Genomic DNA, 20,446 nt, shown 5'->3' on the forward strand with positions numbered 1-20,446 from the left:
GGCAATCACTGGTCGTCTCTCACTTTGCATCTTCCGCCTTTACCGTTGCAAGATGCACATGGCTCCGGTCCGGCTCGCAGTATCAGTCCCCACGACAGCGAAGTGGGCGCAGTGGCGATATCTGTTTTCAATATCGAGAGTGATATAGCCTCCTCTACCTACTAAGTGATGGAGTTGCGAATGACCGGTTTTGATTTGGAAGGAAAGTATCTGTTTGGAAACGTATATTGTGAGTTCGGTGGGCACACTGATTTTCAGGAGGAAGAGGGAGTACTCACGAAAACGATCCGAGGGAGGGTCACGGAGTTGGGGCTATGTCTTGCCGAATGTCAATTTTATGATCGCGATCAAGTAATATTTTTTGGAGATAGCGAAAACGTAAAATCACGTCCAATCAGTATTTCTAAGGTATTTGGAAGGGGCGCTGATGGGTATTTGCGTAAAAATATCTATTATAGAAATGTGATCAACGTTAGCAAGCATTCCAATGGCTATACGATTGACATCCGCATCATCGATGCCACAGGAGATTTTATCGATGAGATAGAGAAGATTAATTTCGACACCCATACGCTCGAAATAGAATTTCATATAGAAAAGCTTGCAGGAGAAAAAGCTTACTTCACCTATGGTGCCTGCGTTCGCAGGAAGAAGATTCCTCACTCGAAGGACATGACTGTCCATAAGTTACCGGCAGGTCCGGGTAGATGGTTGAGACGAATCCTCGGCAGTTGACGAGGAGCGCGGAAAGGGGTTTGAAACGGCGCGTTTGGCGCCGGGGCGGAAAAACGTGAGTAAAAGGGTGTTTTTCGGTGCAAAGCATTGAAAACCTGCATTTTTTTGGCGACCCCTGCAGGATTCGAACCTGCGACCTACTGCTTAGAAGGCAGTTGCTCTATCCAGCTGAGCTAAGGGGCCGTCCGGGCCGAAGGCAGCCGTCAGTGCGTCCAGGGCTGCATGCGGTTGAAACGGAAGTTGTCCGGGTAGGCGACCTTCTTGCGGGTCGGGTCGTGCGGTTCGACGATGCGGTATTCGATGCCGTTGCGCTCGGCATAGGCGACGGCGAGTTCGCGCGTCTCGAATGTCAGCTTGACCTGCTGGCGCATGTCCCCGGAACTCGTATAGCCCATGATCGGATCGATCGTGCGGGCGCGCTCCTGATCGAATTCGAGGATCCAGCGATGCGTTTTCGCCTGGCCGGACTGCATGGCGGTCTTGGCGGGACGGTAGATCTTCGCGGACATGGGTTCTTCTGGCTCCGATAGGTTCTGTCTTCCGCCGCACCGGCGACTGCACATCCATAGCGCAGAATCGGGCGACGGCAAATGCACGCGCGCCGATCGTGCCCGGCCACACGCGCAGCTTTCGCTGCGGTGCATAGCATCAGGCGGGGGGCAATTCAACGGCGGCCTGAACGGCGGATGTTTCGGACGGGCCACCCTTGCCAGCCGGAAAATGGTTTCCATTTCATTGGGGTGGCAAGGGCGTCCCGGGTGGCAACCGCGCCGCGCGATGCGCCGGACCGCAGCGCGGCCTTGGCCGGCCAATGCTGCGGCGCGGGCGCAGCTCGAACGGAGTGGATCAGATGACGTGTCCAGACAAAAGGGCGAAGGGTGTCGCGGCTCTCATCTGCGTCGGTGCGCTCTGCATTGCCGGTTGCACGGCGAGCGCAGGCGGCGGGAACTATCCGGATCCCATTCCCGGGAGCATCACCTATGGCGGCCAACCCCGCACCAAGCTGACCAAGTCGCCGGTCGGCAGCTGGTTCCACCACCGCTTCACCGACCAGTTCGGCCGGACGGTGCAGGAGACCTACGTCATCCAGCCGGACAGGTCGCTGCTGCTGACGAACCGGGTCATCCTGGAAGACTTCTTCGACGACTGAGCCGACAGGGTCGAGCCTGCGAGGGGTGGCTTCGGCGTCGAAGGTGCGGGCGCCTGGCGCCCCATTTTTGCAGTTGCGGCCACGGCGGGATGCGTGTATCTCCGCCAGCACGGATCGGCGGAGTGTAGCGCAGCCTGGTAGCGCATCTGGTTTGGGACCAGAGGGTCGGGAGTTCGAATCTCTCCACTCCGACCACCGTTTCTTCCCGACAACGCCCTCATCAATCCGCCCGCGCCGAACGGTCCGAGCGCCCGGCGCCGCCTTGCCTCACTCGGCGGCGACCATGCGGAAGGCGCGGTCGGCGGCTTCCTTGGAGCCCCCGGCCATCAGGTAGATCAGACAGCTCGTCCGCAGCAGCGAGGCGAAGTTCGAGACCGAGCCGTTGATGAGCAGGGCCTCGTCGTAGAGCGTGGACAGGAAGCGGGACGTCGACAGGCCCTGGCTTGCGGCGATCTCGTCGATGAGGTCCCAGAAGGCCGCCTCGATCTGGATGCTGGTGGAATGGCCACCGATGCGCACGGAGCGGTTGACGGGGCGATAGCGCTGCGGGTCCTGGCCCGCAAAGACCTCACACATGGTGTATCCTCCAGTCTTGTTCTTATGGCAGCGATTATGCGTTGGCCGCCGGGTTTGGTCAAATCGTCCAACCCACGGCGAACAGGCGCAAAATCCTTCGAATTTTACTCCAGATGAGAGAAATTTGGCATGCGGTAACCGGCTGCTACCCGTCCCCGCCTTTCCCGGCGCAATCTTCCTTTCAGACAAGACTGCAAGCATCGGGAAGGGCAGCGTGGCCAAATCGATACATTCCATGATCCGGGTCCTGGACGAGGGGCGCTCGGTGGATTTCTACCGCAAGGCATTCGGCCTGGAAGTGGTCGAGAGGCTCGATTTCGAAACCTTCACGCTCGTCTACTTGAGCAATGCGGAGAGCGAATTCGAGCTGGAGCTGACGATCAACAAGGGTCGGGTCGAACCCTATCAGCTCGGCGACGGCTACGGCCATCTGGCCGTCTCGGTCGAAGACCTCGACGGCGAGCACGCGCGGATGGGCGACCTCGGGCTTACCCCCGGCAAGATCGTCGAATTCAACCGGGACGGCGGCCTGCTCGCCCGCTTCTTCTTCATCACCGATCCGGACGGCTACAAGATCGAGGTGCTGCAGCGCCACGGCCGGTTCAAATAGACAGCCTGGCGGCCGGAGGAGGGCTGCCGGGCAGACTGCAATGGGAGGAACGAACATGACCACGATCTACGAGCGTCGCCGCAGCCCGGCCTCCGGCCTGTCCCGGCGCGAGCTTCTCAAGCGCGGCACGGTGGGTGCCGCGCTCGTCATCACCGGCAGTGCGGTGATCAGTCCGGATCGCGCCTGGGGCGTGGAGACGACGGCGCTGAAGCCGGACACGATGGCGACCCTGATCAAGCTCGCCCGCGACATCTACCCGCACGATACGATCCCCGACCGCTTCTATGCGATCGCCGTGAAGGGCCACGACACGAAGGCGGGCCAGGATCCGGCGCACAAGGAACTGATCGAGGTGGGCATTGCCGACCTCGACGCGCGGGCAGGGGCGGGCGGCTACCGCGACCTCGGCTGGGAGGACGACCGCGTGGCGATCCTGCGCGAGATCGAGACCACGCCGTTCTTCCAGGCGGTGCGCGGCGATCTCGTCGTCTCCTTCTACAACCAGAAGGAGCTCTGGCCGCACTTCGGCTACGAGGGCGAATCCTTCTCGAAGGGTGGGTACATCAACCGCGGCTTCGACGACATCGAGTGGCTATAGGGCCGGGCGGCAGCCGGCGCCGGAGGAGGGCGCCCGCCGGACACGGAACGTGTCCCCGCCTGCATGGACAGGGTCGGAACAGACCGGGAGGAAGAACATGGCAGCTCCATACAAACTCGACGACGACAGCGTCGTCGTCATCATCGGCTCGGGTGCCGGCGGCGGCACGCTCGGCAACGAGCTGGCGCAGAAGGGCATCGACGTCGTCATCCTCGAGGCCGGCGCGCGCATCGAGCACGAGGATTTCATCAACGACGAGTGGGAAAGCTTCGCCCAGCTCGCCTGGCTCGATCACCGCACGACCGGTGGCGGCTGGCGCGTCGGCAAGGATTTCCCGAACCTGCCGGCCTGGATCGTCAAGGCGGTGGGCGGCACGACGACGCACTGGGCCGGCGCCTCGCTGCGCATCCAGGAGCACGAGTTCAAGGCGCTGACCAACTACGGCAAGGTCGAGGGCGCCAACCTTCTGGACTGGCCGATCACGCTTGCCGACCTCGAGCCCTATTATGCAAAGGCCGAGGACAAGATGGGCGTGACCCGGACAAACGGCATCGAAGGCCTTCCGGGCAACAACAACTTCAAGATCCTCAAGGCCGGCGCCGACGAGCTGGGCTACAAGGAATGTCACACCGGCCGGATGGCCATCAATTCCGCCGACCGCGACGACCGGATGAGCTGTCAGCAGACGGGCTTCTGCTTCCAGGGCTGCAAGTGGGGCGCCAAGTGGTCGACGCTCTACACAGAGATCCCGAAGGGCGAGGCCACCGGCAGGCTCGAGGTCCGGCCGAACGCGCATGTGGTCAAGATCGAGCACGATGCGGACGGCAAGGTGACGAACGTCGTCTATGCCGACAAGGACGGCAAGCTGCAGAGCCAGAAGGCGCGGATCGTCTGCGTCGCGTGCAATTCGATCGAAAGCCCGAGGCTGCTGCTGAACTCCGAATCGGCCAGGTTTCCGGACGGGCTCGCCAACTCGTCCGGCCAGGTCGGCAAGAACTACATGCGCCACACCACCGGGTCGGTCTATGCGGTGTTCGAGAAGCCGGTGCACTTCTACCGCGGCACGACGATGGCCGGCATCATCCAGGACGAGGCCGGACACGATCCGTCGCGCGGCTTCGTCGGCGGCTACGAGATGGAGACGCTGGCGCTTGGCGTGCCCTTCATGGCGGCGTTCCTGGATCCCGGCGGCTGGGGCCGCTCCTTCGCCTCGGCCATGGACGGCTATGCCAACACCGCGGGCCTGTGGATCGTCGGCGAGGACATGCCGCAGGAGCAGAACGCGGTGAAGCTGCATGCGACGCTGAAGGACCAGCATGGCATGCCGATCCCCGACGTCTGGTTCACCGACCATCCGAACGACATCGCCATGCGCAACCACGCCTACAAACAGGGCCAGGCGCTCTACGAGGCGGTCGGCGCGATCCGGACCTTCCCGACGCCGCCCTATCCCTCGACCCACAATCTCGGCACGAACCGCATGAGCGAGAAGGCGCAGGACGGTGTCGTCAACAAATGGGGCCAGACCCACGACATCAAGAACCTGTTCGTCTCCGACGGCAGCCAGTTCACCACCGGGGCGGCGGAAAACCCGACGCTGACCATCGTGTCCCTGGCGATCCGCCAGGCGGACTATATCGCCGAGCAGATGAACGCCGGTTCCATCTGACGGCTGCGCCAACCTCCCCCGGCCGCCCGTGCGCGGCCGGTGATCGCGCGCGGTGATCCGCGCCCCCTCCGGTCGGCCCTGCCGGCCGTCTTTTTTTGAAGGGGAGCAGTGTTGTCGTTCAGCCGGGTGGCCGGCGGTGTCTGAACGCGAAACGGGCGGACCTTGCGGCCCGCCCGTTTGAGTTACTCCTATCGCACTGCGCTCAGTGCAGGATCTGGCTGAGGAACAGCCGGGTGCGCTCGTGCTGCGGGTTGTCGAAGAAGCTCTGCGGGTCGTTCTGCTCGACGATCTGGCCCTGGTCCATGAAGATCACGCGGTTGGCCACCTGGCGGGCGAAGCCCATCTCGTGGGTGACGCAGAGCATGGTCATGCCCTCCTCGGCGAGCGAGACCATGGTATCCAGCACTTCCTTGACCATTTCCGGGTCGAGTGCCGAGGTCGGCTCGTCGAACAGCATGATCTTCGGCTTCATGCACAGCGAGCGGGCGATCGCCACGCGCTGCTGCTGGCCGCCGGAGAGCTGGCCCGGATACTTGTGCGCCTGCTCGGGGATCTTGACCCGCTCGAGATAGTGCATGGCGACCTGCTCGGCATCCTTCTTCGGCATCTTGCGCACCCAGATCGGCGCCAGCGTGCAGTTCTCGAGGATCGTCAGGTGCGGGAAGAGGTTGAAGTGCTGGAACACCATGCCGACCTCGCGGCGCACCTCGTCGATCTTCTTCAGGTCGTTCGTGAGTTCGATGCCGTCGACGATGATCTGGCCCTTCTGGTGTTCCTCCAGCCGGTTGATGCAGCGGATCATCGTGGACTTGCCGGAGCCGGAGGGGCCGGCGATGACGATGCGCTCGCCGCGCATCACCTTGAGATTGATGTCGCGCAGGACGTGGAAGTCGCCGTACCACTTGTTCATGTTGACGATCTCGATGGCGACGTCCGTCGCCGATACCGTCATCTTCTTGGCCTGGGCCTGGTTTGCCATGGTTTGTTGTCCTTATCTCTTGTGGCCCGTGTCGAGCCTGCGCTCCACGAACATTGAATAGCGCGACATGCCGAAGCAGAAGATCCAGAAGACGAATCCTGCGAAGATCAGGCCCGTGAGCGGCGTCACCGGGGAGGCCCAGGAGACGTCGGCGAAGTTCTGGCGGATGATGCCGAGCAGGTCGAACATGCCGATGATCGACACCAGCGAGGTGTCCTTGAACATGCCGATGAAGGTGTTGACGATGCCGGGGATGACGATCTTGATCGCCTGCGGCAGCACGATGAGCCCGGTCTTCTGCCAGTAGCTGAAGCCGAGCGAATCAGCGCCTTCGTACTGGCCCTTGGGGATCGCCTGCAGGCCGCCGCGGATCACCTCGGCCATATAGGCCGACGCGAAGATCGAAAAGCCGATCAGCGCCCGCAGGAACCGGTCGACGGTGACCCCCTGCGGCATGAACAGCGGCAGCATGACGCTTGCCATGAACAGAACCGTGATCAGCGGCACGCCGCGGACGATCTCGATGAAGGTGACGCACAGCGTCTTGATCACCGGCATGGGGGAGCGCCGTCCGAGCGCAAGCAGGATGCCGAGCGGGAACGACACGGCCATGCCGACGAAGGACAGGATCAGCGTCACCATCAACCCGCCCCACAGCGAGGTCTCGACGTGCCGGAGGCCGAAGACGCCGCCGACGAGCAGGAAGAACGAGACGACCGGCAGCACCGCGAACAGCAGGATCGCGTTCCAGCCCTTGTAGGGCACCTTCGGGATCAGCAGTGGCACCAGCAGCGCCACGAACAGGATGCCGACGAGCGTCGGGCGCCAGCGTTCGTCGATCGGGTAGCGCCCGAAGATGAACTGGTCGAAGCGCGAGCCGATGAAGGCCCAGCAGGCGCCGCTCCAGCCTTCCGGCTGGCTGCCGCCGCTCTGGACGACGGTGGCGCAGAAGGTGCGGTCGGTGCCCGCCCACTGGGCGTCGAAGAACAGCCAGTTCAGCATCTGGGGCACATACCAGGCCAGAAGCAGCAGCGCGATCACGGTCAGGATCGTGTCCTTAGTTGTCGCGAACAGGTTGGTCTTCAGCCAATGTGCCACGCCGGTGACGCCGGGCGGCGGCGGCTCTGCGGCGATCATCTGGGTGCGAACGTAAGACGTTTGTGTGCTAGCCATGTCCTATCGCTCCACCAGGGCCATTCTCGAATTGAACCAGTTCATGAAGAGCGATGTCAGCAGGCTGATGCTGAGGTAGACCACCATCCAGATCGCCACGATCTCGATCGGGTGGCCGCTCTGGTTCAGGATCGTGCCGCCGACCGAGACGAGGTCGGCGTAGCCGATCGCGATCGCCAGCGTCGAGTTCTTCGTCAGGTTGAGATACTGGCTCGTCAGCGGCGGGATGATGATGCGCATCGCCTGCGGGACGACGACGAACCGGGTCGTATATCCCTGCCTGAGCCCGAGCGCCTCGGCCGCCTCCGACTGGCCCCTCGGCACGGCACGGATGCCGCCGCGGACGATCTCGGCGATGAAGGAGGCGGTGTAGAACGACAGTGCCAGGTAGAGCGAGATGAACTCGGGTCCGACGACGGAGCCGCCCGTCAGGTTGAAGGTGCCGGCGACGGGATAGTCGAACGACAGCGGCGCGCCCATGATGACGTAGGCGATCACCGGGAAGGCGACGATCATCGCAATGGACGGCCACAGGATCGGGACGCCGCGGCCGGTCGCCATGCGCCTGTTCAGCGAATAGCGCCGCAGCACCAGCGACAGGACGATGGCGGCGAGAAGGGCTGCGAGCACGAGCCAGAAGCCTTCGGCGAAGACCGGCTTCGGAAAGGCAAAGCCGCGGTTGTTCAGGTAGCTTCCGAAGGGCAGGGCGATGGATTCGCGCACGCCCGGCAGGACGGCGAGGACGCCGCTGTACCAGAAGAAGATGACCAGCAGCGGCGGGATGTTGCGGAAGATCTCGACATAGGCGGTGGAGAGCTTGGCTATCAGCCAGTTCTTCGAGAGCCGCCCGATGCCGATGATGAAGCCTAGGACCGTGGCCGTGATGATGCCGGTGAACGCGACGAGCAGCGTGTTGAGGAAGCCGACATAGAGCGCGCGGGCATAGGTCGAATCGCTGGAAAAGGCGATGAGCGACTGCCCGAGATCGAAGCCTGCACGGCCGGACAGGAAGCCGAAGCCGGAGGCGATGTTGGCCCGCCGGAGGTTCTCCAGCGTGTTGGTCCAGATGAAATAGATCAGGGCGATGAAGACGAGCGCCGTCACGACCTGATAGATGATGCCGCGGATTTTCGGGTCGTTGAGGAGGGAACTCGGTGGTCGTTCCGTCCTGCCTGATGCCATCGATGCGGGTGCTGCCATTGTCGTCCCCTTGATCGCCCTTGTTCGAGCGCTTCTTGTTCTAGGGATGAAGGGCGGGATCGATCCCGCCCTTCGCATGCGTGTCGCCGGCGCTTAGCGGATCGGCGGGGCGTACTGGATGCCGCCCTTGGTCCACAGAGCGTTCAGGCCGCGCTCGATCTTGAGCGGGCTGCCGGCGCCGATGTTGCGGTCGAAGACTTCGCCGTAGTTGCCGACGGCCTTGATGACGTTGACCGCCCATTCGTTGTCGAGGCCGAGGTCGGCGCCGATGGTGCTGTCGGCTTCGGCGCCGAGGAAGCGCTTGATGTCCGGGTTCGGCGAGTTCTTCATCTCTTCGACATTGGCCTGAGTGACGCCGAATTCCTCGGCGTTGATCAGCGCGTAGTGGACCCAGCTGACGATGTCGAACCACTTGTCGTCGCCCTGGCGGACGGCCGGTGCGAGCGGCTCCTTGGAGATGATTTCCGGCAGGACCATGTGGTCGTCCGGAGCCGCCAGCGTCAGGCGGATCGCATAGAGGCCGGACTGGTCGGTGGTGTAGACGTCGCAGCGGCCGGCGTCGTAGGCGGCGTTGACTTCCTCGATCTTCTCGAAGACGACCGGATTGTACTGCAGGTTGTTGGCCTTGAAGTAGTCGGCGAGGTTGAGCTCGGTGGTGGTGCCGGTCTGCACGCAGACGGCCGCGCCGGAGAGCTCGAGCGCCGACTTCACGTTCAGGCTCTTGCGGACCATGAAGCCCTGGCCGTCATAGTAGTTGACCGGGCGGAAATTAAAGCCGAGCGCGGTGTCGCGGTTGATCGTCCAGGTGGTATTGCGGGCCAGAACGTCGACTTCGCCCGACTGCAGCGCCGGGAAGCGTTCCTTGGCGGTGGTCGGCGTGTACTTGACCTTGGTCGCGTCGCCGAAGACCGCAGCGGCGATCGCCTTGCAATAATCGACGTCGAAACCGGCATAGTTGCCCTGGGCGTCAGGAGCGGCGAACCCGGCAAGGCTGCTGTTGACGCCGCACTGTACGAAACCCTTAGCCTTCACGTCGGACAGCGTGTCCGCCTGGGCAGCCTGGGCGCCCATCCCCAAAACGGCAGCGCCGAGGAGTGCCGTAACGATCTTCTTAGCCATGTCCAAATACCCTTGTTCTATTTGTCTTTCTTCGTCCGGCTGGTGCTGCCAAGGTGCGGGAGCGTCGCCGGCACTCGTCGCCCTCCCGGCGCGAGTTGATCTATCTCATGCTCAAAACGACGCACGGTCAAGAGTGGCGGCCTGTTTTCCAAGCAAGCTGGTGAATCTCACTGGCAATGACAAAAAAATAAGCAAATTCAGCTGGAAAAGGGCAGGTTGAGCTCAAAAAAAACGCGTCCAAAGCCGTCTCCGAAGGCCCTATCCGTCACTTGCGCGTGATGAGTACTTCAGCAAAATTGGCTTGACCACGCAAATCAGGCTCTGGAAAGTGCCTGTCTTCACCAGGCAACACTGCGGATTCCTCTTGATGACTGACAAGAATGACGTGCTGGCCGGCGCCGGCCCGAACACCCGACTGGCCCATGTCGGCAACGACCCCGCCGAATTCCACGGCTTCGTCAATCCACCGGTCGTCCATGCCTCCACCGTGCTTTTCCCCAATGCGGCGACGATGGAGCACCGGGCGCAGAAATACAGCTACGGCACCCGCGGCACGCCGACGACGGACGCGCTCTGTGCTGCGATCGATGAACTGGAGGGCTCGGCCGGCACCATCCTCGTGCCCTCCGGACTCGCCGCCGTCAGCGTCCCGTTCCTGGCGTTCCTCTCTGCCGGCGACCACGCCCTCGTCGTCGATTCGGTCTACAGCCCCACCCGGCACTTCTGCGACACGATGCTGAAGCGGCTGGGCGTGACGGTCGAATACTACGATCCTTCTGTCGGGGCCGGGATCGCGTCGCTGATGAAGCCGAACACGAAACTCGTGCATCTCGAGGCGCCCGGTTCGAATACCTTCGAGATGCAGGACGTCCGCGCCACCGCCGATGCCGCACACAGGGGCGGGGCTGTGGTCACGATGGACAACACCTGGGCGACGCCGCTCTATTTCCGTCCACTCGATCACGGCGTCGACGTCTCGATCCATGCGGCCACGAAATACCCCTCCGGCCATTCCGACATCCTGATGGGCACGGTTTCGGCCAATGCCGCCCACTGGCGGCAGCTCTGGGAGGGCAATTTCGCCCTCGGCATCTGCGGGTCGCCCGACGATTCCTACCAGATCCTGAGGGGACTTAGGACCATGGGCGTGCGGCTGGAGCGGCACCAGGAGAGCGCCATGCGGCTCGCGGAATGGCTGGAGGGACGGGACGGCGTCGTCTCCGTCCTCCATCCCGGCCTGCCGAGCTTTCCGGGTCACGAACTGTGGAAGCGCGACTTCAAGGGCGCGAGCGGCATCTTCTCGATCGTGCTCGACGGCGGCGACCCCGGCCGGTTCAAGGCCAAGGCGCATGCCTTCCTCGATGCCTTGAAGATCTTCGGCCTCGGCTATTCCTGGGGCGGCTTCGAGAGCCTTGCCGTCCACGTCAACCTGAGCGACCGCCGCATCTGCAAGGCGCCCGAAAACGGCCCCGTGGTCCGGCTCCAGATCGGCCTCGAAGACATGGCCGATCTCCGCGCCGACATCGAGCGCGGACTGGCGGCGGCGCGGGCGGTCTAGCTAGACAAGGCTACCCGGCGGCGAACATCGACACGGCCAGGACGGCCCGCAGCGCGACGCGATCGGCTGCGGGCTGCCTGCTCTCAGATGTGGGGCCGGTAGCCGTAGAGCCAGTCGAGATCGGCCGCCAGGCGTTCGGGGCTTCGCAGGCCCAGCACGACGTCGCGAACCAGCGCCACCGGGCCGCGCGCGTGGTAGGCGAAGCGGTTGAAGTCGGCCCGCGCGCGGACGCGGCGGACGCGCTGGCGGCGGCGTGTCTCAAAATCGGAAAGGGCGGTCCGAAAGTCCGAAGCGTCGGCAACGGCCTGTGCGAGTTCGGCCGCGTCCTCGATCGCCATCGCCGCGCCCTGCGCGGCAAAAGGCGTCGTTGCATGCGCCGCATCGCCGATCAGCACGAGATCGTTGCCGTCGAACCAGCGCCCGTCACCGCATTCGTAGAGCGGCCAGGCGAGGGGCTTTTCGGCGAGGGCCAGGAGAGCCGCAATGTCCTTGTTCCAGCCGGAGAAGGCGTCGAGCTGGAAGGCTGCGCCGGCCTCGCCGGCCTGCGTCTCCCAGCCGCGGCTGATGAAGGCCGGGCCCTTGTGAATCGCGACGATATTGAAGGCGTTCGCCTCGGTGAGCGGGTAGGCGACGAGATGCGACGACGGTCCGACGAATGCGGTGACCGCGCGCGGATCGAGAAAGCGCGGCGCTTTCGCAAACGGGATCATGAAGCGCCAGGCGATGTTGCCGCTGAAGCGGGCATTGGCAGCGCCGGGAACGCCGGCCCGCATGGTCGACCAGACGCCGTCGGCGGCGATTGTCAGGTCCGGACGGACGCCGATCAGGTCCGCGATCTCGGCGGCGCGGTCGTATCCTTCCATGCGCACGCCGAGCGTCATGCCGACAAGCGGGTTGTCGCGGGCGGCGTCGAACAGGACCTTTTGCAGCGTGGCGCGGTGAAGGACGCCGTAGGGGTCGTGCCAGCGCCGCCGGGCGTCGGCACCTGCCGGGACCTGGGCGAGCGGCTTCAGGCTGCGGCCGGAGGCGAGCACGATCCGCTCGGGTTCGGTCCAGCGCCTTTCGAGGGCGGGAAGGAGGCCGAGGACGGAGAGGACACGGGTCGCGTTCGGCGACAGTTGCAGGCCGGCACCGACCTCTTCGAGCCGGTCGGCCTGTTCGATCAGGTGGCTGGAGATGCCCTTCCGGGCGAGGCAGAGTGCCGCAGTCAGGCCGGCAATGCCGGCGCCGACGATCGCAACCGTTCGCACGGTCATCCGCGCGACCCCTCATGCGACATCGATCAGGCGGCCTGGTTTGCGAAGGTGCAGCCGACCGGGTTCGTCTGGGTCGCCTTCAGCGTGGGATTGTAGCGGTAGAGCGTGGAGCAGTAGCCGCAGACCTTTTCGTTGTCGTCGCCCATGTCGATGAAGATGTGGGGATGATCGAAGGGGACGGAGGCGCCGACGCACATGAATTCCTTCACGCCGATCTCGATCACCGCGTGTCCGCCGTCGTTCTGGAAGTGGGGAATGCTGTGGCCAGCCATGGGATGCTCCGGAAGGTCTGTCTGAATTTCGGCGGACCATATAGCCGTTGGGCGGAAATGTGTAGCGGCAAACGTCAAGTCGCAGGGGAGAAAAAACGCCACGCAGCGTTCCATCATGCGGCAAAGCGTCCTATGAGCGGAGGGCCCGCAGGATGCGGCAGGCGCACATGAAAGAGGCATGGACATGAATCTCGATCCCCCGACCTTTTCCCGTTTCCGCCACGACGGCCTCGAACTCGCCTTCTTCGACGAGGGCGATCCGTCCGGGGCGCCGGTCCTGCTGATCCACGGGTTCGCCTCCACCGCCAACGTCAACTGGGTCTATCCGGGGTGGCTGAAGACGCTGGGCGATGCCGGATACCGGGTGATCGGAATCGACAACCGGGGCCACGGGGCGAGCGACAAGCCGCATGATCCGGCACTCTACCACCCGCCTTCAATGGCCGGCGACGCGGCGGCACTGCTCGATCATCTCGGCATTCCCGAGGCGCATGTCATGGGTTACTCGATGGGCGCGCGCATCACCGCCTTCCTGGCGATCGGCCATCCGCACCGTGTCCGTTCGGTCGTCTTCGGCGGGCTCGGCATCGGCATGGTGGACGGGGTCGGGGACTGGGACCCGATCGCCGAGGCGTTGCTCGCGCCGGCGCTCGAGGATGTCAACCACGACCGCGGCCGGATGTTCCGCAGCTTCGCCGACCAGACGAAATCCGACCGGCGGGCGCTGGCGGCCTGCATCATGACCTCGCGCGATCTCCTGTCGCCGGAGGACATCGGCCGGATCGACGTGCCCGCCCTCGTTGCCGTCGGAACCAAGGACGATATTGCCGGCTCGGCGGAGGAACTGGCCGCGCTGATGCCGCACGCGCGCGCGATCGACATTCCCGGGCGCGACCATATGCTGGCGGTCGGCGATCGCGAATTCAAGAAGGCCGTTCTGGCGTTCTATGCCGAAATCGACGGCCGATAGCGCGTCCGTGTCCGGCGGGGCATTCCGCCCGGCGGCCGTTTGCTCTATATATCCATGAAGACGCAAGAAGGAGTACGGCGATGGTCGCCAGCAACGAAAAGCGCGCCGACGAGAAGCTGATGGCGATGGACCCGATCTGGGACAGCCTGCAGCAGGAGGCGCGCGCGGCTGCACAGGAGGACCCGCTGCTGGCGGCGTTTCTCTACTCGACGGTGATCAACCAGCCCTCGCTCGAGGCCAGCGTGATCCATCGCGTCTGCGAGCGGCTCGACCATCCCGATCTTCAGGCCAATCTGCTGCGCCAGACCTTCGAGGAAATGCAGGCAGCCTGGCCGGAATGGGGCGCGATCCTGCGCGTCGACATCCAGGCCGTCTATGACCGCGACCCGGCCTGCACGCGCTTCATCGAGCCGGTGCTCTATTTCAAGGGCTTTCACGCGATCCAGACCCACCGTCTGGCCCACTGGCTGTATCTCAATGGACGACGGGACTTCGCGCTCTACCTGCAGAGCCGCTCCTCAAGCGTGTTCCAGACGGATATCAATCCGGCGGCCCGCATCGGCAAGGGCATCTTCCTCGACCATGCCACCGGTCTGGTGGTGGGCGAGACGGCGGTGATCGGCGACAACGTCTCGATTCTGCACAACGTCACCCTCGGCGGCACCGGCAAGGAGGGTGGCGACCGCCATCCGAAGATCGACAACGGCGTGCTCATCGGCGCCGGAGCCAAGATCCTCGGCAATATCCACATCGGCCACTGCTCGCGCATCGCCGCAGGCTCGGTCGTCCTGAAGGACATGCCGGCGAAATCGACGGTCGCCGGCGTGCCGGCCAAGGTCGTGGGCGAGGCCGGCTGTTCGGAACCGTCGCGCGCCATGGACCAGATCCTGCACGGCGCAGGCTTCGACATCTAAACGCAAAACGCTGGAGACCGGGCTCTTTTCGGGTTTACAGCACTCCGCGCAGGTGCGAGAAGCGGCGCGAACGAACCGATACGGAGACGCAATCGTGAAGCCCGAAGAGATCAGGAAGCTTGAAGCCTACTTCAAGCGGAACTTCAACAAGGACATGGTCATCAAGGCACGCCCGAAGAAGGACGAGTCGGCGGAAGTCTATCTGGCCGACGAATTCCTGGGCGTCGTGTTCCGTGACGAGGAGGACGGCGAACTGTCCTACAACTTCTCGATGGCGATCCTCGACATCGATCTCTGATCCGGCCGCCTCAAGGCCTTCCAATCGAACCCGGCGCTCAAAAAGCGGCCGGGTTTTTTGTGTCCTGTCAGGTGCCCGCGGCAAGCATTTGCAATTGCTGACTAATATTGCACCGCGGCATATAATTGACTTTATTGTGCATTGCATATAGCTTTCCTTTGTCCGGATGGGACAAATAGGAGGAAATCGATGTTCAATTTTGACGAGGCCAACAAGACGGGGAAGGAAGCTATGGACACGGTCCTGAAAAGCTATTCGTCGGTGGCCAAGGGCATGCAGGCGATCGCGACCGAAGCGGCCGACTACTCCAAGAAGTCTTTCGAGGAGGGCGTCGCGCATTTCGAGAAGCTGTCGGGCGTGAAGAGCTTCGAGGCGGCTTTCGAGCTGCAGTCCTCGTTCCTGAAGAAGTCCTACGAGACCTACATCGCCGAAGCGACGAAGATCGGCGAGATGTACTCGGACCTCGCCAAGAGCGCCTATAAGCCCTACGAGGCTCCTGTCGCCAAGGCCGCCGCTGCGGCAAAGGCAGCCGTCGCAGCCTGAGTGCCGCAGACGCAAGTTTCAGAAGGCCGGCGACGCGGAGGTGTCGCCGGCCTTCGCCGTTTCGGGCAGGCCGTTGAAACGGGTCGCTAAATTTCGGGCTTTCAATCCGGCACCGCTGGATTATCCTTGCAGGACGAAGCAGGGGCCTTAAAATCCCGAAAGGAACCACTAGATATCGTAGGCATGATGACGGCAACCGTCGGCCGCCGCGGCTCCCCCTCCATGCGAGAGCCGTACTCACGAGGAATGAACTGGAATGAATGCGATACCGGGCCGGTTGCAGGGCGATGAAGGAAGCGGCGACACTCCCGGTCGCAGCACTTCCGTCATTACCCGCACGAAGCCGAAGACCAAGAAGCCGAGCCTCTACCGGGTGCTGCTTCTCAATGACGACTACACGCCAATGGAATTCGTGATCCACATCCTCGAGCGGTTCTTCCAGAAGGACCGGGAGGCCGCAACGCGGATCATGCTGCATGTGCATAATCACGGCGTGGGTGAGTGTGGCGTTTTTACCTACGAGGTTGCCGAAACCAAAGTGACACAGGTGATGGATTTCTCCCGCCAGCACCAGCATCCGCTGCAATGTGTCATGGAAAAGAAATGAGGAATGAAACGTGCCAACTTTTTCGACCAGTCTTGAGAAAGCGCTTCACCAGGCACTGACCTACGCCAATGAGCGCCACCATGAATACGCCACGCTGGAACACCTGCTTCTCGCGCTGATCGACGACGCGGATGCGGCGGCCGTCATGGGCGCCTGCAACGTCAACCTGGAGACCCTGCGCAAGACGGTTTCCGACTATGTCGACAACGATCTTGCCAACCTGGTGACGGGCTACGAGGAAGATTCCAAGCCGACCTCCGGCTTCCAGCGCGTGATCCAGCGCGCGGTCATCCACGTCCAGTCGTCCGGCCGCGAAGAGGTGACGGGCGCCAACGTGCTCGTTGCGATCTTCGCCGAGCGCGAAAGCCACGCCGCCTACTTCCTGCAGGAGCAGGAGATGACGCGCTACGACGCTGTCAACTTCATCTCTCACGGCATCGGCAAGCGGCCCGGCACGTCCGAGACCCGCGCCGTGCGCGGTTCCGAGGACACCGAGAACGAGCAGAAGCAGACCCGCTCGCAGGGCGAGCAGGAGGAGGCCGGCAAGAAGCAGGATGCGCTCACGGCTTACTGCGTCAACCTCAACGAGAAGGCCAAGATCGGCAAGATCGATCCGCTGATCGGCCGTCACGCCGAGGTCAACCGGACCATCCAGGTGCTGTGCCGCCGTTCCAAGAACAACCCGCTCTACGTGGGCGATCCCGGCGTCGGCAAGACCGCCATCGCCGAGGGCCTCGCCAAGCGCATTGTCGAGAAGAAGGTGCCCGAGGCACTGCAGGATGCCACGATCTTCTCGCTCGACATGGGCACGCTGCTCGCCGGCACCCGCTACCGCGGCGACTTCGAGGAGCGCCTGAAGCAGGTGGTCAAGGAACTGGAGGAGTATCCCGGCGCGGTGCTCTTTATTGACGAGATCCATACCGTGATCGGCGCCGGCGCCACCTCCGGCGGCGCGATGGATGCGTCGAACCTTCTGAAGCCAGCATTGTCCTCGGGCGCGATCCGCTGCATCGGCTCGACCACCTACAAGGAATACCGCCAGTTCTTTGAGAAGGACCGGGCGCTGGTCCGCCGCTTCCAGAAGATCGACGTGAACGAGCCGACGATCGACGACACGATCGAGATCATGAAGGGGCTGAAGCCCTATTTCGAGGACTATCACAAGCTGAAGTACTCGAACGAGGCGATCAAGTCGGCTGTCGAACTCTCGGCCCGCTACATCTCCGACCGCAAGCTGCCGGACAAGGCGATCGACGTAATCGACGAGACCGGAGCGGCGCAGATGCTGCTTCCGGCCGGCAAGCGGCGCAAGCTGATCACCGAGAGGGAGATCGAGGCCACGATCGCCACCATGGCGCGGATCCCGCCGAAGACCGTCTCCAAGGACGACGAGACCGTTCTCGCCAACCTGGAGAAGGAACTGCGCTCGGTCGTCTACGGCCAGGATCTCGCGATCGAGGCGCTGGCGTCGGCGATCAAGCTGGCGCGTGCCGGCCTTCGCGAACTGAACAAGCCGATCGGCTGCTACCTGTTCTCCGGCCCGACCGGCGTCGGCAAGACGGAGGTGGCCAAGCAGCTGGCGTCTTCGCTCGGCGTGGAGCTCCTGCGCTTCGACATGTCGGAATACATGGAGCGGCACACGGTTTCGCGCCTGCTCGGTGCACCTCCCGGCTATGTCGGCTTCGACCAGGGCGGCCTTCTGACCGACGGCGTCGACCAGCATCCGCATTGCGTGCTGCTGCTCGACGAGATCGAGAAGGCGCATCCGGACCTCTACAACATCCTGTTGCAGGTCATGGACCACGGCTCGCTGACGGACCATAACGGCAAGAAGATCGACTTCCGCAACGTCATCCTGATCATGACGACGAATGCGGGCGCGTCCGACATGGCCAAGGCCGCGATCGGCTTCGGCTCGTCCAAGCGCGAGGGCGAGGACATGGAGGCGATCAACCGCCTGTTCACGCCGGAGTTCCGCAACCGCCTCGATGCGATCATCCCGTTCGGTTCGCTGCCGACGCCGGTGATCCACCAGGTCGTGCAGAAGTTCGTCATGCAGCTGGAAACCCAGCTGTCCGAGCGCAACGTCACCTTCGAACTGCAACCCGAGGCGATCGCCTGGCTGGCGGAGAAGGGCTACGACGAGAAGATGGGTGCGCGGCCGCTGGCCCGCGTCATCCAGGAGAACATCAAGAAGAAGCTCGCCGACGAGATCCTGTTCGGCAAGCTCAAGAAGGGCGGCGTCGTCCGCGTCTCCGTCGGCGTGAAGGAGGACGGCACCAGGGGCATCGTCCTCGACGCCGTGCCTGAGACCGCTCCGATCAAGCCGAAGGCCGAGATCGCTTCGCCCGCCCGCAAGGCGGCCAAGCCGAAGAAGGCCAAGGAGACCGTTGCGGCCGCGTCGTCTTCGTCGCGCGCGAAGGCGGCAAAGGCCTCAGAGGCCGAGAAGCCAGCCGCGCCGACCCGCAAGGGAAGCGCGGTGCCGAAGGTGCCACGAAAGAAGTGACCGCCTCCAATGAACGAACGATGCCGGGCAGTCCGCTGCCCGGCATTGTCATGTTGAATATCCGGAATGACTGAATGGACGCCGAGGCGACATCCGAAGGGCAGACGAAGCGATACTGGTTCGTTCAGGGCATGCGCGGGATCTGGAGCATTCCGGCGGTCATACTGATGCTCTCCTTCGTGGGATTTGCGGCGTTCACCGCCGAAGGCGGCATCCCGGTCGAGCAGGTCATGTTCATGACCGGGGCTGTCTGGGCGCTTCCGGCCAAGGTGATCCTCGTCGGCAGCATGCTCTCGGGTGCGAATATCGCCACCACCTTTATCGCCGTCACCCTGTCCTCGGTGCGGATGATGCCGATGGTGGCGGCGCTGGTGCCGGAAATCCGCAACAGCAAGACGCCGACCTGGCTGATGCTGCTCCTGTCGCATTTCGTCGCCATCACCGCCTGGGTCTTCGCCATGGAGCGTGCGCATCGCGTGCCGCGCGACGGGCGGCTCGCCTTTTTCGCCGGCTTCGGCATCACGCTGACATCGGCGAATATCCTGCTCGTCGGTGTCGCCTATTTCATGGTGACGCAGTTTCCGCCGATCGTCGGCGCCTGCCTATTCTTCCTGACGCCGGTCTATTTCCTGACCTCGATCTGGGTTTCGGCGCGCCATCGGGTGATCTACTGGTCGCTCGGGACCGGCCTGTTGCTCGGCGTCGTCTTTCACGAGGTCGCGCCGGAATTCGACATCCTCCTGGCCGGGCTGGTCGGCGGAACGCTTGCCTGGGCCGGGGAGCGGCACTGGCGGCTGAAGCGGGCAGGCGGGGCGGCGCGATGATCGAGACGCTCTGGCCCTATATCTTCATCGCCATCGCCGGCTGGCTTGCGACCGATATCTGGCGCTGGCTCGGCGTTCTCGCCGGCAACCGCATCGACGAGAACTCGGAAACGATGCACTGGGTGAGGGCGGTGGCGACCGCACTCGTGGCCGCCGTGATCGCCAAGCTGATCGTCTATCCGACCGGCGAACTGGAGACCTCGCCGCTGTGGTTGCGGATCGGTGCGGTCGTCGTGGGCGCCTGCGCCTTCTTCCTGTTCCGGCGCAACCAGCTTCTCGGCATCGTCGTCGCCATCGGGACGCTGGCTGCGGGCCTCTACGCGATCGGCGCTTGAAGCCGGCGCCTGAAGCGCGTCGCGATCCCCCGGATCTGCTCTGCGCGCTTCAAGGTCCTTGTCCTGCCGCATGCCGTCGCAAGACCGCGGCACGCGGCTTCGTCGTCCCGTCCTTTATCCGGCGAGCGCGTCGCGCATCTTCTGCGCGTTCGCGGTGAGCACGTCCTGGTCCTCCATCGCGCCCGCATGCCGCTTGATTGGCACGCCTTCGAAGCGCGGGATGACGTGGAAGTGCAGGTGGTAGACGCTCTGCCCCGCCGCCGGCTCGTTGAACTGGGTGACCGTGACGCCGTCCGCCTCGAAGGCCTCCTTGGCGGCGACGGCGACCTTCTGGACGATGGGGATCACCCGGGACAGCGTTTCGGGGTCGGCGTCGAGGATGTTGCGCGAGGGCGCCTTCGGAATGACGAGCGTGTGGCCCGGCCCCTGCGGCATCACGTCCATGAAGGCCAGCGTATGCTCATCCTCGTAGACCTTGTGGGAGGGGATCTCGCCGCGGAGGATCTTGGCGAAGATGTTGCCGGGATCATAGGCGCTCATGTCGGTCTCCTTCG

23 protein-coding genes and 2 tRNA genes are annotated in these 20,446 nt (G+C 63.6%); 15 read left to right on the top strand and 10 right to left on the bottom strand.

Translation table 11 applies throughout. The features are described 5' to 3' along the window. The first annotated feature begins 180 nt into the window (after nt 1–180). Nucleotides 181–735 carry a hypothetical protein gene (locus OCK02_RS15375; RefSeq protein ID WP_263813817.1) on the top strand — a complete coding sequence of 185 codons (555 nt, stop codon included), beginning with the start codon at nt 181–183 and terminating at the stop codon, nt 733–735. A gap of 106 nt (nt 736–841) precedes the next feature. Here OCK02_RS15375 and OCK02_RS15380 read toward each other — a convergent pair. Together OCK02_RS15380 and OCK02_RS15385 are read right to left on the bottom strand one after the other, a co-directional pair. Continuing rightward, nucleotides 842–918, bottom strand: a tRNA-Arg gene (locus tag OCK02_RS15380). Nucleotides 919–938: 20 nt separating this feature from the next. Next, nucleotides 939–1,244, bottom strand: coding sequence for an ETC complex I subunit (locus tag OCK02_RS15385; protein ID WP_263813818.1), 306 nt, complete (start codon nt 1,242–1,244; stop codon nt 939–941). 341 nt (nt 1,245–1,585) lie between these two features. On the opposite strand from OCK02_RS15385, the gene OCK02_RS15390 reads away from it, so the two are divergent. Both OCK02_RS15390 and OCK02_RS15395 read left to right on the top strand, forming a co-directional pair. After that, the gene (locus OCK02_RS15390; RefSeq protein WP_263813819.1) at nt 1,586–1,885 is read left to right on the top strand and encodes a hypothetical protein; all 300 of its coding nucleotides are present in this window, start codon (nt 1,586–1,588) and stop codon (nt 1,883–1,885) included. Nucleotides 1,886–2,003: 118 nt separating this feature from the next. Further along, nucleotides 2,004–2,080: transfer RNA gene (locus tag OCK02_RS15395), tRNA-Pro, on the top strand. A gap of 72 nt (nt 2,081–2,152) precedes the next feature. Here the strand turns inward: OCK02_RS15395 and OCK02_RS15400 are convergent. Next, nucleotides 2,153–2,461: a ribbon-helix-helix domain-containing protein gene (locus OCK02_RS15400; RefSeq protein ID WP_263813820.1), complete on the bottom strand. Its 309-nt coding sequence runs from the start codon at nt 2,459–2,461 to the stop codon at nt 2,153–2,155. 214 nt (nt 2,462–2,675) lie between these two features. Between OCK02_RS15400 and OCK02_RS15405 the strand changes: the two genes are divergently transcribed. From OCK02_RS15405 to OCK02_RS15415, 3 genes are all read left to right on the top strand, one after another. Further along, nucleotides 2,676–3,071 carry a VOC family protein gene (locus tag OCK02_RS15405; protein WP_263813821.1) on the top strand — a complete coding sequence of 132 codons (396 nt, stop codon included), beginning with the start codon at nt 2,676–2,678 and terminating at the stop codon, nt 3,069–3,071. 55 nt (nt 3,072–3,126) lie between these two features. After that, entirely contained in the window at nt 3,127–3,669 is a 543-nt protein-coding gene (locus OCK02_RS15410; RefSeq protein ID WP_263813822.1) for a twin-arginine translocation signal domain-containing protein, read from the top strand. Nucleotides 3,670–3,766: 97 nt separating this feature from the next. Then, entirely contained in the window at nt 3,767–5,338 is a 1,572-nt protein-coding gene (locus OCK02_RS15415) for a GMC family oxidoreductase (RefSeq protein WP_263813823.1), read from the top strand. A 202-nt stretch (nt 5,339–5,540) separates the two neighbouring features. Here the strand turns inward: OCK02_RS15415 and OCK02_RS15420 are convergent, their stop codons facing one another. From OCK02_RS15420 to OCK02_RS15435, 4 genes are all read right to left on the bottom strand, one after another. Further along, complete coding sequence (locus OCK02_RS15420; protein ID WP_263813824.1) at nt 5,541–6,317, bottom strand: amino acid ABC transporter ATP-binding protein; 777 nt, start codon at nt 6,315–6,317, stop codon at nt 5,541–5,543. A 12-nt stretch (nt 6,318–6,329) separates the two neighbouring features. Beyond that, nucleotides 6,330–7,490 (bottom strand): amino acid ABC transporter permease, encoded by a 1,161-nt coding sequence (locus tag OCK02_RS15425; protein WP_263813825.1) that lies wholly within the window; start codon nt 7,488–7,490, stop codon nt 6,330–6,332. A 3-nt stretch (nt 7,491–7,493) separates the two neighbouring features. Continuing rightward, nucleotides 7,494–8,672, bottom strand: a complete 1,179-nt coding sequence (locus tag OCK02_RS15430; RefSeq protein WP_412178843.1) for an amino acid ABC transporter permease — start codon at nt 8,670–8,672, stop codon at nt 7,494–7,496. Between the two features lie 111 nt (nt 8,673–8,783). Next, on the bottom strand, nt 8,784–9,809 hold the full coding sequence (locus OCK02_RS15435) for an amino acid ABC transporter substrate-binding protein (protein WP_230809070.1): 1,026 nt from the start codon (nt 9,807–9,809) through the stop codon (nt 8,784–8,786). Between the two features lie 367 nt (nt 9,810–10,176). On the opposite strand from OCK02_RS15435, the gene OCK02_RS15440 reads away from it, so the two are divergent. Further along, nucleotides 10,177–11,367, top strand: coding sequence for a cystathionine beta-lyase (locus tag OCK02_RS15440; protein WP_263813826.1), 1,191 nt, complete (start codon nt 10,177–10,179; stop codon nt 11,365–11,367). A gap of 83 nt (nt 11,368–11,450) precedes the next feature. On the opposite strand, the gene OCK02_RS15445 is transcribed toward OCK02_RS15440, so the two are convergent. Both OCK02_RS15445 and OCK02_RS15450 read right to left on the bottom strand, forming a co-directional pair. Then, on the bottom strand, nt 11,451–12,623 hold the full coding sequence (locus tag OCK02_RS15445; protein ID WP_263813827.1) for an FAD-dependent monooxygenase: 1,173 nt from the start codon (nt 12,621–12,623) through the stop codon (nt 11,451–11,453). Between the two features lie 26 nt (nt 12,624–12,649). Beyond that, on the bottom strand, nt 12,650–12,895 hold the full coding sequence (locus OCK02_RS15450; RefSeq protein ID WP_263813828.1) for a zinc-finger domain-containing protein: 246 nt from the start codon (nt 12,893–12,895) through the stop codon (nt 12,650–12,652). Between the two features lie 184 nt (nt 12,896–13,079). Between OCK02_RS15450 and OCK02_RS15455 the strand changes: the two genes are divergently transcribed. From OCK02_RS15455 to OCK02_RS15490, 8 genes are all read left to right on the top strand, one after another. Continuing rightward, nucleotides 13,080–13,865 carry an alpha/beta fold hydrolase gene (locus OCK02_RS15455; RefSeq protein WP_263813868.1) on the top strand — a complete coding sequence of 262 codons (786 nt, stop codon included), beginning with the start codon at nt 13,080–13,082 and terminating at the stop codon, nt 13,863–13,865. Between the two features lie 80 nt (nt 13,866–13,945). Continuing rightward, nucleotides 13,946–14,779 (top strand): serine O-acetyltransferase, encoded by an 834-nt coding sequence (cysE, locus tag OCK02_RS15460; RefSeq protein WP_263813829.1) that lies wholly within the window; start codon nt 13,946–13,948, stop codon nt 14,777–14,779. 94 nt (nt 14,780–14,873) lie between these two features. Further along, nucleotides 14,874–15,077, top strand: coding sequence for a DUF3126 family protein (locus OCK02_RS15465; protein WP_097138383.1), 204 nt, complete (start codon nt 14,874–14,876; stop codon nt 15,075–15,077). Nucleotides 15,078–15,266: 189 nt separating this feature from the next. Then, on the top strand, nt 15,267–15,620 hold the full coding sequence (locus OCK02_RS15470) for a phasin family protein (protein WP_230809075.1): 354 nt from the start codon (nt 15,267–15,269) through the stop codon (nt 15,618–15,620). Nucleotides 15,621–15,876: 256 nt separating this feature from the next. After that, on the top strand, nt 15,877–16,227 hold the full coding sequence (gene clpS, locus OCK02_RS15475; RefSeq protein WP_230809076.1) for an ATP-dependent Clp protease adapter ClpS: 351 nt from the start codon (nt 15,877–15,879) through the stop codon (nt 16,225–16,227). A 10-nt stretch (nt 16,228–16,237) separates the two neighbouring features. Beyond that, on the top strand, nt 16,238–18,733 hold the full coding sequence (clpA, locus tag OCK02_RS15480; RefSeq protein WP_263813830.1) for an ATP-dependent Clp protease ATP-binding subunit ClpA: 2,496 nt from the start codon (nt 16,238–16,240) through the stop codon (nt 18,731–18,733). Between the two features lie 74 nt (nt 18,734–18,807). Beyond that, entirely contained in the window at nt 18,808–19,557 is a 750-nt protein-coding gene (locus tag OCK02_RS15485; protein WP_263813831.1) for an AzlC family ABC transporter permease, read from the top strand. After that, on the top strand, nt 19,554–19,892 hold the full coding sequence (locus OCK02_RS15490; protein ID WP_263813832.1) for an AzlD domain-containing protein: 339 nt from the start codon (nt 19,554–19,556) through the stop codon (nt 19,890–19,892). The genes OCK02_RS15485 and OCK02_RS15490 overlap by 4 nt, the downstream gene beginning before the upstream one ends. A 114-nt stretch (nt 19,893–20,006) precedes the next feature. Here the strand turns inward: OCK02_RS15490 and OCK02_RS15495 are convergent, their stop codons facing one another. Then, nucleotides 20,007–20,432: an HIT family protein gene (locus OCK02_RS15495; protein ID WP_263813833.1), complete on the bottom strand. Its 426-nt coding sequence runs from the start codon at nt 20,430–20,432 to the stop codon at nt 20,007–20,009. Between the last annotated feature and the right edge of the window lie 14 nt (nt 20,433–20,446).

The sequence above is a fragment of the Rhizobium sp. TRM96647 genome (assembly GCF_025780115.1).
GTDB lineage: Bacteria > Pseudomonadota > Alphaproteobacteria > Rhizobiales > Rhizobiaceae > Mycoplana.

What these genes read in the sequence shown, in the direction of transcription:
- OCK02_RS15375 (WP_263813817.1), top strand. Translation starts at nt 181, where the DNA reads ATGACCGGTTTTGATTTGGAAGGAAAGTATCTGTTTGGAAACGTATAT.
- OCK02_RS15385 (WP_263813818.1), bottom strand. Translation starts at nt 1,244, where the DNA reads ATGTCCGCGAAGATCTACCGTCCCGCCAAGACCGCCATGCAGTCCGGC.
- OCK02_RS15390 (WP_263813819.1), top strand. Translation starts at nt 1,586, where the DNA reads ATGACGTGTCCAGACAAAAGGGCGAAGGGTGTCGCGGCTCTCATCTGC.
- OCK02_RS15400 (WP_263813820.1), bottom strand. Translation starts at nt 2,461, where the DNA reads ATGTGTGAGGTCTTTGCGGGCCAGGACCCGCAGCGCTATCGCCCCGTC.
- OCK02_RS15410 (WP_263813822.1), top strand. Translation starts at nt 3,127, where the DNA reads ATGACCACGATCTACGAGCGTCGCCGCAGCCCGGCCTCCGGCCTGTCC.
- OCK02_RS15415 (WP_263813823.1), top strand. Translation starts at nt 3,767, where the DNA reads ATGGCAGCTCCATACAAACTCGACGACGACAGCGTCGTCGTCATCATC.
- OCK02_RS15420 (WP_263813824.1), bottom strand. Translation starts at nt 6,317, where the DNA reads ATGGCAAACCAGGCCCAGGCCAAGAAGATGACGGTATCGGCGACGGAC.
- OCK02_RS15425 (WP_263813825.1), bottom strand. Translation starts at nt 7,490, where the DNA reads ATGGCTAGCACACAAACGTCTTACGTTCGCACCCAGATGATCGCCGCA.
- OCK02_RS15430 (WP_412178843.1), bottom strand. Translation starts at nt 8,672, where the DNA reads ATGGCATCAGGCAGGACGGAACGACCACCGAGTTCCCTCCTCAACGAC.
- OCK02_RS15435 (WP_230809070.1), bottom strand. Translation starts at nt 9,809, where the DNA reads ATGGCTAAGAAGATCGTTACGGCACTCCTCGGCGCTGCCGTTTTGGGG.
- OCK02_RS15440 (WP_263813826.1), top strand. Translation starts at nt 10,177, where the DNA reads ATGACTGACAAGAATGACGTGCTGGCCGGCGCCGGCCCGAACACCCGA.
- OCK02_RS15445 (WP_263813827.1), bottom strand. Translation starts at nt 12,623, where the DNA reads ATGACCGTGCGAACGGTTGCGATCGTCGGCGCCGGCATTGCCGGCCTG.
- OCK02_RS15450 (WP_263813828.1), bottom strand. Translation starts at nt 12,895, where the DNA reads ATGGCTGGCCACAGCATTCCCCACTTCCAGAACGACGGCGGACACGCG.
- OCK02_RS15455 (WP_263813868.1), top strand. Translation starts at nt 13,080, where the DNA reads ATGAATCTCGATCCCCCGACCTTTTCCCGTTTCCGCCACGACGGCCTC.
- cysE (WP_263813829.1), top strand. Translation starts at nt 13,946, where the DNA reads ATGGTCGCCAGCAACGAAAAGCGCGCCGACGAGAAGCTGATGGCGATG.
- OCK02_RS15470 (WP_230809075.1), top strand. Translation starts at nt 15,267, where the DNA reads ATGTTCAATTTTGACGAGGCCAACAAGACGGGGAAGGAAGCTATGGAC.
- clpS (WP_230809076.1), top strand. Translation starts at nt 15,877, where the DNA reads ATGAATGCGATACCGGGCCGGTTGCAGGGCGATGAAGGAAGCGGCGAC.
- OCK02_RS15485 (WP_263813831.1), top strand. Translation starts at nt 18,808, where the DNA reads ATGGACGCCGAGGCGACATCCGAAGGGCAGACGAAGCGATACTGGTTC.
- OCK02_RS15490 (WP_263813832.1), top strand. Translation starts at nt 19,554, where the DNA reads ATGATCGAGACGCTCTGGCCCTATATCTTCATCGCCATCGCCGGCTGG.
- OCK02_RS15495 (WP_263813833.1), bottom strand. Translation starts at nt 20,432, where the DNA reads ATGAGCGCCTATGATCCCGGCAACATCTTCGCCAAGATCCTCCGCGGC.